Origin of the sequence: Arenimonas sp. SCN 70-307, assembly GCF_001724815.1 — a bacterium.
Lineage (GTDB): Bacteria > Pseudomonadota > Gammaproteobacteria > Xanthomonadales > Xanthomonadaceae > Arenimonas.
In genome coordinates this window covers 32,779-46,932 of sequence record NZ_MEDO01000012.1, presented here as the reverse complement: position 1 = coordinate 46,932, position 14,154 = coordinate 32,779, and the positions used below count along the sequence as shown (strand labels likewise).

14 protein-coding genes are annotated in these 14,154 nt (G+C 70.1%); 11 read left to right on the top strand and 3 right to left on the bottom strand.

Going from position 1 to position 14,154, the window contains the following annotated elements; genetic code table 11:
• Positions 1 to 27 precede the first annotated feature (27 nt).
• Positions 28 to 534: a 5-(carboxyamino)imidazole ribonucleotide mutase gene (purE, locus tag ABS41_RS05860; protein WP_290591847.1), complete on the top strand. Its 507-nt coding sequence runs from the start codon at positions 28 to 30 to the stop codon at positions 532 to 534.
• Positions 531 to 1,670: a 5-(carboxyamino)imidazole ribonucleotide synthase gene (locus tag ABS41_RS05855; protein ID WP_290591845.1), complete on the top strand. Its 1,140-nt coding sequence runs from the start codon at positions 531 to 533 to the stop codon at positions 1,668 to 1,670. The genes purE and ABS41_RS05855 overlap by 4 nt, the downstream gene beginning before the upstream one ends.
• Here ABS41_RS05855 and ABS41_RS05850 read toward each other — a convergent pair.
• Together ABS41_RS05850 and sodB are read right to left on the bottom strand one after the other, a co-directional pair.
• Entirely contained in the window at positions 1,667 to 2,707 is a 1,041-nt protein-coding gene (locus tag ABS41_RS05850) for an ABC transporter ATP-binding protein (RefSeq protein WP_290591843.1), read from the bottom strand. The genes ABS41_RS05855 and ABS41_RS05850 overlap by 4 nt on opposite strands.
• Positions 2,707 to 3,285, bottom strand: a complete 579-nt coding sequence (gene sodB / locus ABS41_RS05845) for a superoxide dismutase [Fe] (RefSeq protein ID WP_290591841.1) — start codon at positions 3,283 to 3,285, stop codon at positions 2,707 to 2,709. The genes ABS41_RS05850 and sodB overlap by 1 nt, the downstream gene beginning before the upstream one ends.
• Before the next feature lie 113 nt (positions 3,286 to 3,398).
• On the opposite strand from sodB, the gene grxD reads away from it, so the two are divergent.
• The 5 genes from grxD to ppnN all read left to right on the top strand — a co-directional run bounded on the left by grxD (position 3,399) and on the right by ppnN (position 10,236).
• Positions 3,399 to 3,722 carry a Grx4 family monothiol glutaredoxin gene (gene grxD, locus ABS41_RS05840; RefSeq protein ID WP_290591839.1) on the top strand — a complete coding sequence of 108 codons (324 nt, stop codon included), beginning with the start codon at positions 3,399 to 3,401 and terminating at the stop codon, positions 3,720 to 3,722.
• Complete coding sequence (locus ABS41_RS05835; RefSeq protein ID WP_290591837.1) at positions 3,719 to 4,477, top strand: SDR family NAD(P)-dependent oxidoreductase; 759 nt, start codon at positions 3,719 to 3,721, stop codon at positions 4,475 to 4,477. Before grxD ends, ABS41_RS05835 begins: the two co-directional genes overlap by 4 nt.
• Complete coding sequence (locus ABS41_RS05830) at positions 4,474 to 5,073, top strand: YhgN family NAAT transporter (protein WP_290591835.1); 600 nt, start codon at positions 4,474 to 4,476, stop codon at positions 5,071 to 5,073. Before ABS41_RS05835 ends, ABS41_RS05830 begins: the two co-directional genes overlap by 4 nt.
• A gap of 210 nt (positions 5,074 to 5,283) precedes the next feature.
• The gene (locus tag ABS41_RS05825) at positions 5,284 to 8,721 is read left to right on the top strand and encodes a TonB-dependent receptor (RefSeq protein ID WP_290591833.1); all 3,438 of its coding nucleotides are present in this window, start codon (positions 5,284 to 5,286) and stop codon (positions 8,719 to 8,721) included.
• 132 nt (positions 8,722 to 8,853) lie between these two features.
• Positions 8,854 to 10,236: a nucleotide 5'-monophosphate nucleosidase PpnN gene (gene ppnN, locus ABS41_RS05820; RefSeq protein WP_290591831.1), complete on the top strand. Its 1,383-nt coding sequence runs from the start codon at positions 8,854 to 8,856 to the stop codon at positions 10,234 to 10,236.
• Here ppnN and ABS41_RS05815 read toward each other — a convergent pair.
• A complete protein-coding gene (locus ABS41_RS05815) occupies positions 10,233 to 11,255 on the bottom strand; it encodes a histidine kinase (protein WP_290591829.1) in 1,023 nt (340 codons plus the stop codon). The genes ppnN and ABS41_RS05815 overlap by 4 nt on opposite strands.
• A 162-nt stretch (positions 11,256 to 11,417) precedes the next feature.
• Here ABS41_RS05815 and ABS41_RS05810 point away from each other — a divergent pair, with 162 nt between their 5' ends.
• From ABS41_RS05810 to ABS41_RS05795, 4 genes are read left to right on the top strand one after another with little or no spacing between them, the layout of a single operon-like run.
• Positions 11,418 to 12,005 carry a GspH/FimT family pseudopilin gene (locus ABS41_RS05810; RefSeq protein WP_290591827.1) on the top strand — a complete coding sequence of 196 codons (588 nt, stop codon included), beginning with the start codon at positions 11,418 to 11,420 and terminating at the stop codon, positions 12,003 to 12,005.
• A gap of 10 nt (positions 12,006 to 12,015) precedes the next feature.
• Complete coding sequence (gene pilV, locus ABS41_RS05805) at positions 12,016 to 12,468, top strand: type IV pilus modification protein PilV (protein WP_290591825.1); 453 nt, start codon at positions 12,016 to 12,018, stop codon at positions 12,466 to 12,468.
• 2 nt (positions 12,469 to 12,470) lie between these two features.
• Positions 12,471 to 13,586 carry a prepilin-type N-terminal cleavage/methylation domain-containing protein gene (locus tag ABS41_RS05800; RefSeq protein ID WP_290591823.1) on the top strand — a complete coding sequence of 372 codons (1,116 nt, stop codon included), beginning with the start codon at positions 12,471 to 12,473 and terminating at the stop codon, positions 13,584 to 13,586.
• Entirely contained in the window at positions 13,583 to 14,149 is a 567-nt protein-coding gene (locus tag ABS41_RS05795; protein ID WP_290591821.1) for a PilX N-terminal domain-containing pilus assembly protein, read from the top strand. Before ABS41_RS05800 ends, ABS41_RS05795 begins: the two co-directional genes overlap by 4 nt.
• The last annotated feature ends 5 nt before the right edge of the window (positions 14,150 to 14,154 follow it).

Below are 14,154 nucleotides of genomic sequence, written 5' to 3'. Positions count from 1 at the left end.
AATAGCGTTTTGCCAAAGCCGCCCGCCATGAACCAAGCCGCCAAGAACCCGCTGGTCGGGGTGATCATGGGCTCCCGGTCCGACTGGGAGACGATGCAGCATGCCGTCGACCGGCTCGAGAAGCTGGGCGTGCCGCACGAAGTGAAGGTGGTCTCCGCGCACCGCACGCCCGACCTGCTGGCCGAGTACGCCAAGTCCGCCGAGGCGCGCGGCCTGCGCGCGGTCATCGCCGGCGCCGGTGGCGCCGCGCACCTGCCGGGCATGGTGGCGGCGATGACCGCCGTGCCGGTGCTCGGCGTGCCGGTGCAGAGCAAGGCGCTCAACGGCCTCGACTCGCTGCTTTCGATCGTGCAGATGCCGGCCGGCATCCCGGTGGCCACCTTCGCCATCGGCGTGGCGGGCGCGGCCAATGCCGGCCTGTTCGCCGCCGCCATCGTCGCCGCGCAGGACCCGGCCGTGCGCGAGGCGCTGGCGCGCTTCCGCGAGCAGCAGACCCGCGACGTGCTCGCCCACGCCGACCCGCGCCTGCCGTGACCACGGTCGGCATCCTCGGCGGCGGGCAGCTGGCCCGCATGATGGCCCTGGCCGGCGCGCCGCTCGGCCTGCGCTTCCTGGTGCTCGATTCCACCGCCGACGCCTGCGCCGCGCAGTTCGCGCCGCTGCTCGAGGCTGATTATCGCGACGAGGCCGCGCTGGCCGAGTTCGCGCGCCGCGTGGACGTGGCCACCTTCGATTTCGAGAACGTGCCGGCCGAAAGCGCCCGCTGGCTGGCCGAGCGCGTGCCGGTGTTCCCGAACCCGCGTGCGCTGTCCGTGGCCCAGGACCGCCTGGCCGAGAAGACCCTGTTCCGCGAGCTCGGCATCCCGGTGCCGGAGTTCGCCACCGTCGATACGCGCGACGAGCTCGACGCCGCCATCGCCGCCGTCGGCACGCCCTGCATCCTCAAGACCCGCCGCCTGGGCTACGACGGCAAGGGCCAATTCCGCATCAAGTCGCCGGCCGATGCCGACGCCGCCTGGGCCACGCTGGGTGCGCAGGCCGCGCGCGTGGGCCTGATCCTCGAGGGTTTCGTCGCCTTCCAGCGCGAGCTGTCGGTGGTGGCGGTGCGCGGCCGCGACGGCGCGCTGCGTGCCTGGCCGCTGACCGAGAACTGGCACGTCGACGGCATCCTCTCGGCCAGCCTCGCGCCGGCCAGCGCCGACGCCGCGCTGCAGGCGCAGGCGCTCGACGCCGCGCGCCGCGTGGCCGAGGCGCTCGATTACGTGGGCGTGTTCGCGCTCGAGCTGTTCCTGCGCGACGGCGTGCTGGTGGCCAACGAGATGGCGCCGCGCGTGCACAACTCCGGCCACTGGACGATCGAGGGCGCCGAAACCTCGCAGTTCCAGAACCACCTGCGCGCCGTGCTCGGCCTGCCGCTGGGCGACGTGCGCGCGGTGGGCCACAGCTGCATGCTCAACTGGATCGGCGAGATGCCGGCGGCCGCGCCGGTGCTGGCCGAGCCGGGCGGCCACTGGCACGACTACGGCAAGTCGCCGCGCGAAGGCCGCAAGGTTGGCCACGCCACGCTGCGCGCGGAAACGCCGGCGGAGCTGGCCGCCGCACTCGAACGCGTCGGCAAGGCCCTGGGCCGCGAAGCCCAGGTCGCCCCCGTCATCACCCGTCTGCGCTAGGCGGCGAAGACGACCACGTGGGCGAGGTCGGGGCGCACGCGCATCGTGCTGCCCGGCGCACGCTGCTGGTGGCTGGGCACGAGCGCCGTGAGCTGGGTGCCGTCGGGCAGCGAAAGGGTGTGCAAGGTTTCGGCGCCGCGGAACGCGATCGACTCGACCACGGCTTCGATGCCGCCGTCGTCGGCCGGGTGCAGGTCGTCCGGGCGCAGCAGCACGCGCACCGCGCTGCCCACCGGCCAGGGCAGTTCGCCGGCCACGTCCAGTTCGCCCAGCGCCGTGGCCACGCGGCCCCCGGCCAGCACCATCGCCGGCAGGAAGCGGCCTTCGCCGACGAAGCTGGCCACGAAAGGCGTGGCCGGGCGGTGGTAGAGCTCGAAGCCCGGCGCCCACTGCAGCAGCGTGCCCGCCTGCATCACGCCGACGGTGTCGGCGAAGGCGAAGGCTTCTTCCTGGTCGTGCGTCACCAGCAGGGCGGCGATGCCCAGTCGCTTGAGCAGCGCACGCAGGTCGTCGCGCAGGCGGCCGCGCAGGTCGGCGTCGAGGCTGGAGAAGGGCTCGTCGAGCAACAGCAGGTCGGGCCGCGGCGCCAGCGAGCGGGCCAGGGCCACGCGCTGCTGCTGGCCACCGGAAAGTTCATGCGGATAGCGCTCGCCCAGGCCCTCGAGGCCGATCATGGCGAGCGTTTCGGCCACGCGCGCGGCGCGATCGCCGCGGGGCAGGCGGTGCAGGCCGAAGGCGACGTTGCCGGCCACCGTCAGGTGCGGGAACAGCGCCAGGTCCTGGAACACGAAGCCCAGGCCACGGGCTTCGGGTGGCAGCGCCCGGGCATCCCGGCCGCGCAGCAGCAGGGCGCCGGACGCCGGTGCGTGGAAGCCGGCGATGGCGCGCAGCAGGGTGGTCTTGCCGCAGCCGCTGGGCCCGAGCAGGCAACCGAGCTCGCCGGGCGCGAGCGCCAGCGTCAGGTCCCTGACCGCCGGCTGCCCTGCGTAGGCGCAGGACAGCCGGTCGATGGCGAGCAGCGGCTGCGCCGGGGCCATCAGGCCATCTGGCTGGCGACGAAGTCCCAGTTCACCAGGTTCCAGAACGACTCGACGTACTTCGGGCGCGCGTTGCGGTAGTCGATGTAGTACGCGTGCTCCCAGACGTCGCAGGTGAGCAGCGGCTTGTCGGCGCCGGTGAGCGGGGTGGCGGCGTTGGGCGTGCTGACCAGGGCCAGCGAACCGTCCGGACGCTGCACCAGCCAGGCCCAGCCCGAGCCGAAGGTGGTCAGCGCGGTCTGGGTGAACTGCTCCTTGAACTGGGCGAAGCTGCCGAAGGCCTTGTTGATGGCCTCGGCCAGGGCGCCGGTCGGCTCGCCGCCGCCGCCGGGCTTGAGGCAGTTCCAGTAGAAGGTGTGGTTCCACACCTGCGCGGCGTTGTTGAACATGCCGCCCTGGGACTTGCGGATGATGGACTCGAGGTCCATCGACTCGAACTCGGTGTCCTTGATCTGGTTGTTGAGGTTGGTGACGTAGGCCTGGTGGTGCTTGCCGTAGTGGAAATCGATGGTCTCGGCCGAGATGTGCGGCTCGAGCGCGGTGCGGTCGTAGGGCAGGGCGGGCAGTTCGATGGCCATGGGCTGTCTCCTTTCGTGTGGGGTAAGGCGCCGGCGGGCGGCGCCCAGCCGTATAATTCTAGCCCCATCGCGGCCCGCCCCCACGGCCGCGGGCGAAACGGAGCTTCTTTCACATGAGCGTCATGGACCGCATCAAGGCCGAGGTCGAAGGCCACCCGATCGTGCTCTTCATGAAGGGCACGCCGCAGTTCCCGATGTGCGGCTTCTCCAGCCGCGCCGTGCAGGCCCTCAAGTCGGCCGGCGCCACCGGCTTCCACAGCATCAACGTGCTCGAGGACCCGGAGGTGCGCGCCAACCTGCCGCGCTATTCGGACTGGCCGACCTTCCCGCAGCTTTTCATCAACGGCGAGCTGATCGGCGGCTGCGACATCACCGTCGACCTGCTCGAGAGCGGCGAGCTGGCGCGCATCGTCGCCGAGGCGCAGAAGCCGGCATGAGCACCGCGCCGGCCGCGCCCGCCGCCGTGCCCGCCGATGCCCTGGCCGGGCGCGTGGTGCTGGTCACCGGCGCCCACGGCGGCCTCGGCGCCGAGGCCGCCAAGGCCTGCGCGCGCGCCGGCGCCACGGTGGTGCTGGTGGGCCGCAAGGTGCCCAAGCTCAACCGCGTCTACGACGCAGTGAAGGCGCTGGGCCCCGAGCCGGCGATCTACCCGATCGACCTGGCCGGCGCCGACCCGGCCGACTACGCCCAGCTCGCGGAAAAGGTGGCCGTCGAACTCGGCGGCCTGCACGGCCTGCTGCACTGCGCGGCCGAGTTCACCGGCCTGGCGCCGCTGGAGGCGGTGGAACCCGAGGCTTTCGTGCGCTGCCTGCACGTCAACCTCACCGCGCCCTGGCTGCTCACCCAGGCCTGCCTGCCCTGGCTGCGCAAGGTGGACGACAGCGCCGTGGTGTTCGTCACCGACGACCCGGCGCGCGTGGGCAAGGCCTACTGGGGCGCCTACGGCCTGGCCAAGCAGGGCCTGGCCGCGCTGGTGCGCCAGCTCAGCGCCGAAACCGACATGACCCCCGTGCGCGTGGCCGGCCTCGAGCCGGGGCCGATGCGCACCGACCTGCGCGCCCGCGCCTATGCCGACGAGGCCCAGCTGCGCGTGCCCGGCCCGGCCGCCTACGCCCCGGCCTGCGTGCACCTGCTGTCGCCGGCCGGCGCCGCGCTGCGCGGCCAGGTCTGGGCCCCGCGGGTGCCGGCATGACCACCCTTTCGGCGGCCCTGCTGCTGTTCCTGATCCTCGACCCGCTGGGCAACATCCCGGTCTTCCTGGGCCTGCTCAAGCCGCTGCCGCCGCAGCGCCGGCGCCGGGTGCTGGCGCGCGAGCTGCTGATCGCCCTGGGCGTGCTGTTCGTCTTCCTCTGGGGCGGCAAGTACGTGCTCGAGCTGATGCACCTGCGCCAGGAGTCGGTGTCCATCGCCGGCGGCATCGTGCTGTTCCTGATCGGCCTGAAGATGATCTTCCCCAGCCCCGAAGGCATGTTCGGCGACGTACCGGGCGGCGAACCCTTCATCGTGCCCATGGCCATCCCGCTGGTGGCCGGCCCCTCGGGCATGGCGGCGGTGATGCTGCTGGCGGCCCAGGAGCCGGGCCGGATGGGCGACTGGAGCCTGGCCCTGGTGATCGCCTGGCTGGCCACGGCGGTGCTGCTGTTCTCGGCCACCTACCTCTACAAGGTGCTGGGCATGCGGGTCCTGATCGCCGTGGAACGGCTCATGGGCATGCTTTTGGTGGCACTTTCGGTGCAGATGCTGCTCGATGGCATCGCGGCCTACCTCCGGGGCACCCCGCTGGCCTGAGCCCGGGCGGACCCGGGCCGCGCCGCCCGGCCGGACCGTAACCTGAATGACATCTAAGCCGGTTAGCGTGTTAAACTCTTGTTATTGCTAAGGGGTCCCAGGGGACGCTTCCGGCAAGTTTTCAAGGAAAAGCCGTACCCGACCGAAGGGTACAGCGGCGGGACGCCGCAGCATTTTTTTCGCCACTTCCCAAAAACAGGGTTACACACCATGACCAATCGCAACCGGGTTCGGCTTTCGCAGCTCTCCCTCGGCCTCGCCCTCGCGCTCGCGGCGGCTCCGGCCTTCGCGCAGAACACCACCGGCGCCGTCGCCGGCCGCATCGTCGGCTCCGACTCGCAGCCGGTGTCCGGCGCGCAGGTGACCATCGTGCACACGCCCTCGGGCTCGGTGTCGGCGGCCACCACCGGCAATGACGGCCGTTACTCGGCGCGCGGCCTGCGCGTTGGTGGCCCGTACACCATCACGATCACCAAGGACGGCGTGACCGAGGTCCGCGAGGGCGTGTACCTGCAGCTGGCCGAGACCACCTCGGTCGACGCCACCCTGGGCGAAGACGTGGCCACCCTGGCCGCCGTCGAAGTGACCGGCGAAGTCGTCGGTTCCGAGATCTTCAGCACCACCAACATGGGCGCCGGCACCGCGGTGAGCCGCGAGCAGCTGCGCACCCTGGCCTCCGTGCAGCGCAACCTGCAGGACTACGCCCGCCTCGACCCGCGCCTGTCGCAGACCGACAAGGACCGCGGCGAGATCTCGGCCGCCGGCCAGAACTCGCGCTTCAACTCGATCACCATCGACGGCGTCACCACCAACGACACCTTCGGCCTCGAGGCCAACAACCTGCCGACCCTGAAGCAGCCGATCTCGATCGACGCGATCGACTCGGTGCAGGTGAACATCTCGAACTACGACGTCACCCAGAAGGGTTACACCGGCGCCAACATCAACGCCGTGACCAAGTCGGGCACCAACGACTTCCGCGGTTCGGTGTACTACGTCTACCGCGACGACAACCTGGCCGGCGACCGCTTCAACCGCGCCACCGGCGGCTTCAGCAACGCCCCGGCGTTCAAGGAAGACACCACCGGCCTCACCTTCGGCGGCCCGCTGATCAAGGACCGCCTGTACTTCTTCATCGCCCACGAGGAGCTGGTCAGCAGCCGCGGCGGCCTCAACTTCGGCCCGCTGGGCAGCAACCGCACCCCGGTCGCGATCACCCCGACCGCTATCTCCGGTGCCCGCGCCATCGCCAGCGGCACCTGGGGCTTCGACGTTGGTGGCGAGGACGTCACCGCGTCCGAGCTGACCGTCGACGACAGCCTGATCAAGCTCGACGCCAACCTCGGCGACCGTCACCGCGCCAGCCTGCGCTGGAGCAAGACCGAGCAGAACGAGCCGATCTTCCCGACCAACTTCAACAACGCCATCTCGCTGAGCTCGCACTGGTACAACCAGGCCAAGACCATCGAGACCTACGTTGGCCAGGTGTTCTCCGACTGGACCGACAACTTCTCGACCGAAGCCAAGATCTCCTACCGCGACTACGCCAGCGCCCCGATCAACAACTCGTTCCTGCCGCAGATCCGCCTGAACTTCTCGGGCGCACTGCCGCCGGGTTCGCCGTCGGTGTCGAGCACCAACGCCGGCCTCGTGTTCGGTACCGAGCGCAGCCGCCACTTCAACGACCTGGCCACCGAGACCTGGAACTACTACCTCGGCGCCAACTGGTTCCTGGACCAGCATGAGCTGAAGTTCGGCCTGGACTACGACGACAACGACGTCTACAACGCCTTCCTGCAGGACACCCGCGGCAACTACACCTTCGCCTGCATCAACGGCGGCGCCGGTTTCTACTCCGACCCGCTGCTCGCCGCCGGCGTCACCTGCAATACCGCCACCCGCGCGCAGAACGAAGCCGCCGTGCTCGAGAACTTCCGCCGTGGCCGCGTGAGCAGCTACCAGGTGCAGGTCGGCGCCCCGGGCTTCGACCTCAACGACGGCGCCGCCAACTGGGACTACCAGAACATCGGCCTGTTCATCCAGGACACCTGGTCGGTCAACTACAACCTGACCCTGATGGCCGGCCTGCGCATCGACCAGAAGCAGATGAACACCCGTCCGCTGTACAACGCGGCCGCCGGTGCCGCCACCGTCAACGGCTCCATCGCCGGCAACACCACCCCGTGGGTCGGCACGGTCACCCGCGCCAGCGGCGGCTTCGGCATCCGCAACGACGTGACCCTGGACGGCAACGAGCTGTTCCAGCCGCGCCTGGGCTTCAACTACACCTTCGACACCGATCGCCAGACCCAGCTGCGCGGCGGCGTGGGCCTGTTCGAGGGCGCGGCGGCCAACGTGTGGCTGTCCAACCCGTACTCGAACACCGGCATCGCGACCCGCGTGATCGGTTGCGGCATCTCCGGCTTCGCCGCGTGCCCGACCACCGACGGCCTGTTCAACCCGGATCCGAACAGCCAGCCGACCGGTTTCGTCGGCGCCGTGCCGGCCGCCAACGTCGACTTCCTGTCGGAAGACCTCGAGCAGCCGTCGGTCTGGAAGGCCAACCTGGCGTTCGACCACGAGCTGCCGTGGGGCGGCATGGTGGTCTCGGCCGAGTACATCCGTACCGAAGTCGAGAACGGCATCTTCTACAAGCACCTCAACCTCGGCGCCCCGACCGCCGTCGGTACCGATGGCCGTAACCTGTTCTACACCCCGCAGGGCCTGAACACGAACTGCTGGAACACCAACGGTTCGACCATCACCACCGGCGCCTGCTCGGGCTTCCGTTCGCGCGCCCTGAACAACCCGAACTTCAACAACGTGCTCCTGGCCGAGAACACCGGCAAGGGCAGCGGCGACAACTTCTCGCTGAGCCTCAACGGCAAGCTGAGCGACCACTGGACCTGGGGCCTGGGTTACTCCTACACCCGCGCCACGGAAGTCAGCCCGCTGACCTCGTCGGTCGCCAACTCGAACTGGAACTCGGTCTCCGTGTTCCAGGCCAACGAGGAAGTCGAGGCCAACTCGGCCTACCTCGTGAAGGACCGCGTGGTCGGCCAGCTGAACTGGACCCGCGCCTTCTTCGGCGACTACCGCACCAGCTTCGGCGTGTTCTATGAAGGCCGCGCCGGCAAGCCGTACAGCTGGGTGTTCGACAACGACCTCAACGGCGACGGCAACATCAACGACCTGATCTACATCCCGACCCGTCCGGGCTCGGGCGAGGTGGTGTTCCGCGGCGGTGCGGCCGACGAGGCCCTGTTCTGGCAGTTCGTGCAGCAGAACGGCCTGGAGAAGTACGCCGGTGGCGTGGTCGATCGCAACTCGGCCTTCTCGCCCTGGACCCAGTCCTTCGACGTGCGCATCAGCCAGGAACTGCCGGGCTTCATGAAGGGCCACAAGACCGTCCTGCAGCTCGACGTCCTGAACTTCGGCAACCTGCTGAACAAGGACTGGGGCCGCATCGACGAGGTGGGCTTCCAGTCGCAGGGCGGCCTGTCGCGCAGCTTCGTCCGTGGCCTCGGCCTGACCGAGGACGGCCGCTACGTCTACGGCACCCTGCCGAACGTCGAGGACCTGACCACCCGCCAGAACCGCGGCGAGTCGGCCTGGGCCGCGCAGTTCACCATCCGCTACGAGTTCTGATCCCAGCGGAAAGAGGCATCGGAACGGCCGGCGGGAAACCGCCGGCCGTTTCTTTTTGTGCACCCGCGACGGGCCGGGGCGATGCTAGAGTCGTGGGTTCGAAAACGACGAAGACCAAGAGAAAGCCAACCGATGAGCGACACCCCGAACACCCCCGCCACCGTCAACGCCCGTATTTCCCCGCGTGGTGGCCTCGACATCCTTTCCCGCGACGAAGTGGCCCGCCTGGCCGACGCCTCCACCGGCGGCCAGCGCGACCTGCTGCGCCGCTGCGCCCTGGCCGTGCTCACCAGCGGCACCGACTCGGACGACCCGCGCGCGGCCGGCCAGCGCTACCCCGACTTCGACATCGAAGTGCACCAGCAGGACCGCGGCATCAAGATCGAGCTGCGCAACGCGCCGGCCGAGGCCTTCGTGGACGGCGAGATCATCCGCGGCATCGCCGAGAACCTCTATGCGGTGGTGCGCGACATCGTCTACAACGCCAACGAGGTCTCCGGCAGCGGCCGCATCGACCTGGCCACCGGCACCGGCATGACCGAGGCGGTGTTCGAGATCCTGCGCAATGCGCGGGTGATGAAGTCCTACCTCGAACCGAACCTGGTGGTGTGCTGGGGCGGCCACTCGATCGGCCGCGAGGAATACCTCTACACCAAGAAGGTGGGCTACGAGCTGGGCCTGCGCGGCCTGGACATCTGCACGGGCTGCGGCCCGGGCGCGATGAAGGGCCCGATGAAGGGCGCCACCATCGCCCACGCCAAGCAGCGGCACTGGAAGCCGCGCTACATCGGCATCACCGAGCCGGGCATCATCGCCGCCGAGTCGCCGAACCCGATCGTGAACCACCTGGTGATCATGCCGGACATCGAGAAGCGCCTCGAAGCCTTCGTGCGCCTGGGCCACGGCATCGTGGTGTTCCCGGGCGGCGTGGGCACGGCCGAGGAGATCTTCTACATGCTCGGCCTGCTGCTGCACCCGGCCAACGCCGACCTGCCGTTCCCGCTGGTGCTCACCGGCCCGCGCCAGTCGGCGGCCTACTTCGAGCAGATCGACCAGTTCCTGCGCCTGGCGCTGGGCGAGGAAGCCACGCGCCGCTACCAGATCATCATCGACGACCCGGCCGCGGTCGCGAAGGCCGTTCGCGGCGGCATGCGCAAGGTGCAGGCGCACCGGCTGGACGAGAAGGACGCCTTCTTCTTCAACTGGTCGCTGCACATCCCGTTCGAGTTCCAGCAGCCGTTCGCGCCCACGCACGCGGCGATGGCGGCGCTCAACCTGCACCGCGACCAGCCGCTGCACCTGCTGGCGGCCGACCTGCGCCGCGCCTTCTCGGGCATCGTGGCGGGCAACGTCAAGGAAGAGGGCCTGCGCGAAATCGAACGGCACGGTCCGTTCCGCATCGATGGCGACAAGGAGATCATGCGCGCGCTCGACGCGCTGCTGCGTGCCTTCGTGGAGCAGCGCCGCATGAAGATCGCCGGCACCTACGAGCCCTGCTACCAGGTCGTCGGCTAGAGGGGCAGGGTGATGGTGGCCACGTAGCGGCCCGCGGCGACGCGGGTCTGCAGGTGGCCGCGGCCCTGGCTCAGGGCCTCGATGCGCTCGCGGGCCGAGGCCAGGCCGACCTGGTGGCCGGCGGCGGGGCGGGTGCCCGAGGGCGGCAGGTCGTTGCTGACGACCACGCGGACCTCGTCGGGTTCGACCACCACCACCACGTCCAGGCGCCCGCCGCTCGGCGAGGGCTCGATGCCGTGGCGGATGGCGTTCTCCACCAGGGGCTGGACCGACAGCGCCGGCACCACGACCTCGGGCAAGGTCTCCGGCAGGGTCCACTGCACCTGCAGCCGGTCGCCGAAGCGCAGCCGCTCGATCTCAAGGTAGCGACGGGCCAGCGAGAGCTCGTCGCGCAGCGGCAACTCGGTCGGGCCGGACAATGCGGCCCGGAACAGGTCGGCCAGGTCGAGCAGCAGCTGCTCGGCATCCTGCGGCCGCGCATGCACCAGGGCCGCGCCGGTGTTGAGCGTGTTGAACAGGAAGTGCGGGCGGATGCGCGCCTGCAGGGCTTCCAGTTCCGCCTGCTTGGCGCGAACCGCCGCCAGCCGGCCCTTCCAGTGGTTGTGGAAGGCGGCCAGGCCAAGCAGGCCGAAGGTGAGGGTGATGCCCGAGACCTGCAGGGCCAGCGCCAGCCAGTCGACGCGCCCCGGGGCCTGGCCCGGCTCCAGGTAGGCGCGGATGACCACGGTGATCAGCCAGCAAAGCGCCAGCCCGACCACCAGCGCGACCGCGGCCACCTGCGGCGGCGGAAGGCGGTTGAGCCAGCGCCGGGCGAGGTACAGGACGGCCAGGGTCAGCAGCGCCGTCCACTGGATCCAGAGCGAGGCCAGGCCGAAGTAGGTCAGCCGGTCGGCGGCCAGGCCCGGGGCCAGGGCCAGCACGGCGGCAAGGCCCTCGCCGCCAAGGATGACCCAGAGGATCGCGTTGGCCTGCCACAGCACATCGAGCGGTCGGGCGGGGTGGGGCGGGGTCCGGGTCATCGGGGCTCGGGCGCGTCGGGACGGGCCCATGATGCCCCGGAACCGCGCCGGACGGGCATTCACGCCGCCCGCCCGGGCCGCCGGGCCGTTCGTCGGCCACCATTGGCTAGCCCCTGCCGGCCGGGGATACCTTCGCCAGGTCAGCCTGTAAAGGAAGGGGCCATGGGGCGTAATGCAATCCAGACTGGGGTGGCCGGGAGGCGGGCGGGGAGTCCGCGCCCGGTTGGTTTCACCCTGATCGAACTGATGGTGACGATCGCGGTGCTGGCCATCGTGCTGGGCATTGCCGTGCCCAGCTTCCAGGGCATCACCAACCGCAATCGCCTCACCGCCATCACCAACGAGGTCGTCGGCGCCGTGCAGCTCACCCGCATGGAGGCCATCCGCCGCAACCAGCGCGTCGTGATGTGCCCGACCACCAACGGCAGCACCTGCAACGGCGGCGACTGGACGCGCATCGTGGTGCGCGAGGCGGTGGCCGGCGGCGACGTGATCCGCGAGTTCCGGTTCCTCGGCCGCGGCATCTCGGTCAACGCCAGCTCGAACATCACCACCGGCAACCAGCTGTCGTTCAATTCCAGCGGTTTCGCCCGCGCCGGCACCAATGCCGCCAACACCACGGGCGCCATCCGCGTCTGCACCACGGTGCTGGGCGCCGGCGAGAACGCCCGCGACCTGCAGGTCGCGGTCAGCCGCATCAGCGTCACGCCCACCGGTTCAGCCGGTTGCCAGGCGCCCGGCAATGGTTGAGAGACATTCCATGCGAACCCAAGCCCGCACCCACTCCAAGCGCACCCAGGCCGGCACCAGCCTGCTCGAGGTGCTGATCGCCGTGCTTATCCTCGCCATCGGCCTGCTCGGCATCGCCGCCCTGCAGTCGCTGACGCTCAAGAACACCCAGAGCGCCTCCGAGCGTTCGGCCGCCATCATCCAGAGCTACGCCATGCTCGACATGATGCGCGCCAACCGCCCCGAGGCCATCGCCCGCCTCTACGACACCGGCTGGCTGTGCGAGGCTCCGGACGATGCCGGCACCCGCGTCGCCGGCGACACCGCGCGCTGGATCACGCAGCTGCAGGAGAGCGTCGGCGCGACGGCCTGCGGCCGCATCGACTGCGGCGCCGTCACCTGCACCATCGGCGTGCGCTGGAACGACGAGCGCGGCACCGGTGGCGATGCCACGCAGGAAATCGAAACCCAGACCAGGCTCTGACCATGCCCAGCACCTCCCAGAAAAAGCGTAGCGCGCGGCGCGGCCAGGCAGGCTTCTCGCTGATCGAGCTGATGATCGCCCTGATCCTCGGCCTGATCGTGGTGGCGGCCGCGGGCGGCGTCTTCATCTCCAACAAGCGCGTCTACAACGCCACCGAGACCCTGGGTCGCGTGCAGGAGCACGGGCGCGTGGCTTTCGAGCTGATGTCCCGCGACATCCGCGAGGCCGGCGGCAACCCCTGCGGCACCATGACGCCGCCCATCAACATGATGACCGTCGGCACCAACGCCTACTGGACCCGCTTCAACGATGGCATCACGGGCTACGACGGCGGCACCGCCGCGCCCGGCACCGCCACCGGCACCGGGGTGGCCCAGCGCGTGGCGGGTACCGACGCGGTGGACATCTTCTCGGCCGCCGGCGGTGGCATCCGCGTCACCAGCCATCCCAACCCCAGCGCCGAGCTCGACGTCACCAGCACGGGCGACATCGTCGTGGGCGACATCCTGCTGGTCTGCAACGTGGGTCGCGCCTTCATCTTCCAGGTCACGGGGCTGCCGGGCGTGGGCACCAAGATCGGCCACAATTCCGGCGCGGGCCTGAACTGCAGCTCGCGCTTCACGCTGCCCGTGCCGGCCGACCCGGAAGACACGAATGGCTGCGACAACCCGGACAACAACGCCAACAGCTATTGCTTCACGCCGGCCGCCGGTGGCGGCACCTGCGGCGAGGACAGCGGAGTTCCGGCCTACGTCGCCCGCGCCACGTCCACCCAGTGGTACGTCGGCAACAACGCCCGCGGCGGCCAGTCGCTCTACCGCGCCGTGCTCGCGAACCGCGGCGCCACCAACGTGCCCAATACCGTGCTGAGCCGCGTCGAGGTCGTCGAGGGCGTCGAGGACATGACGATCGGCTACCTGGAGGCAGGCGAAGCCGACTATGGCAACGCAGCCTCGGTCGCCGACTGGAGCCGCGTGATCGCCGTGCGCCTGTCGCTCGACCTCGAGGGTGCCGCCGGCGCGCTGAGCGCGCGCGAGATCCAGGGCACCGACGGCAACGCCATCGGCCGCACCATCACCCACGTGGTGGCGCTCCGCAACCGGGAGAACATGCTGTGAGCCGCGCTTCTTTGCCCGTTCCCGCGCGGCAGCGCGGCATCACCCTGGTGGTAGTGCTGCTGCTGCTCATCGTGGTCACCCTGCTCGGCCTGGCCGCGATGCGCGGCACGGTGATGCAGGAGCGCATGAGCGGCAACGTCGCCGCCCGCGCCATCGCCTTCCAGGCCGCCGAAGCCGCCCTTCGCGAGGCCGAGTCCTACGCCGCCGACCCGGGTCGCCCGGCGATGCCTTCGACGGGTTGCACCAATGGCCTGTGCGCCACCACCGCCATCGGCGCGGCCTTCCCCTGGGAAAGCGAGACCTTCTGGACGTCCGGCGCCGGTTTCCGCCGTTCCAACCTCGAAGGCGCCGCGAACGTGGACGTCGACCTGCTGCGCTATGTCATCGAGGACATGGGCGAAGCGGGCACGCTCGTGGGCACCTGCACCAGCGACATCGACCTTTCCGTGTCCGACTGCAACAGCACCGCCGTCGGTCGCTTCTATCGCATCACCGTCATGAGCCGCATGAACAACGGCACCGAGGTGATGCTCCAGTCCACCTTCCAGGCCCCCGTGGGGTAATCGCC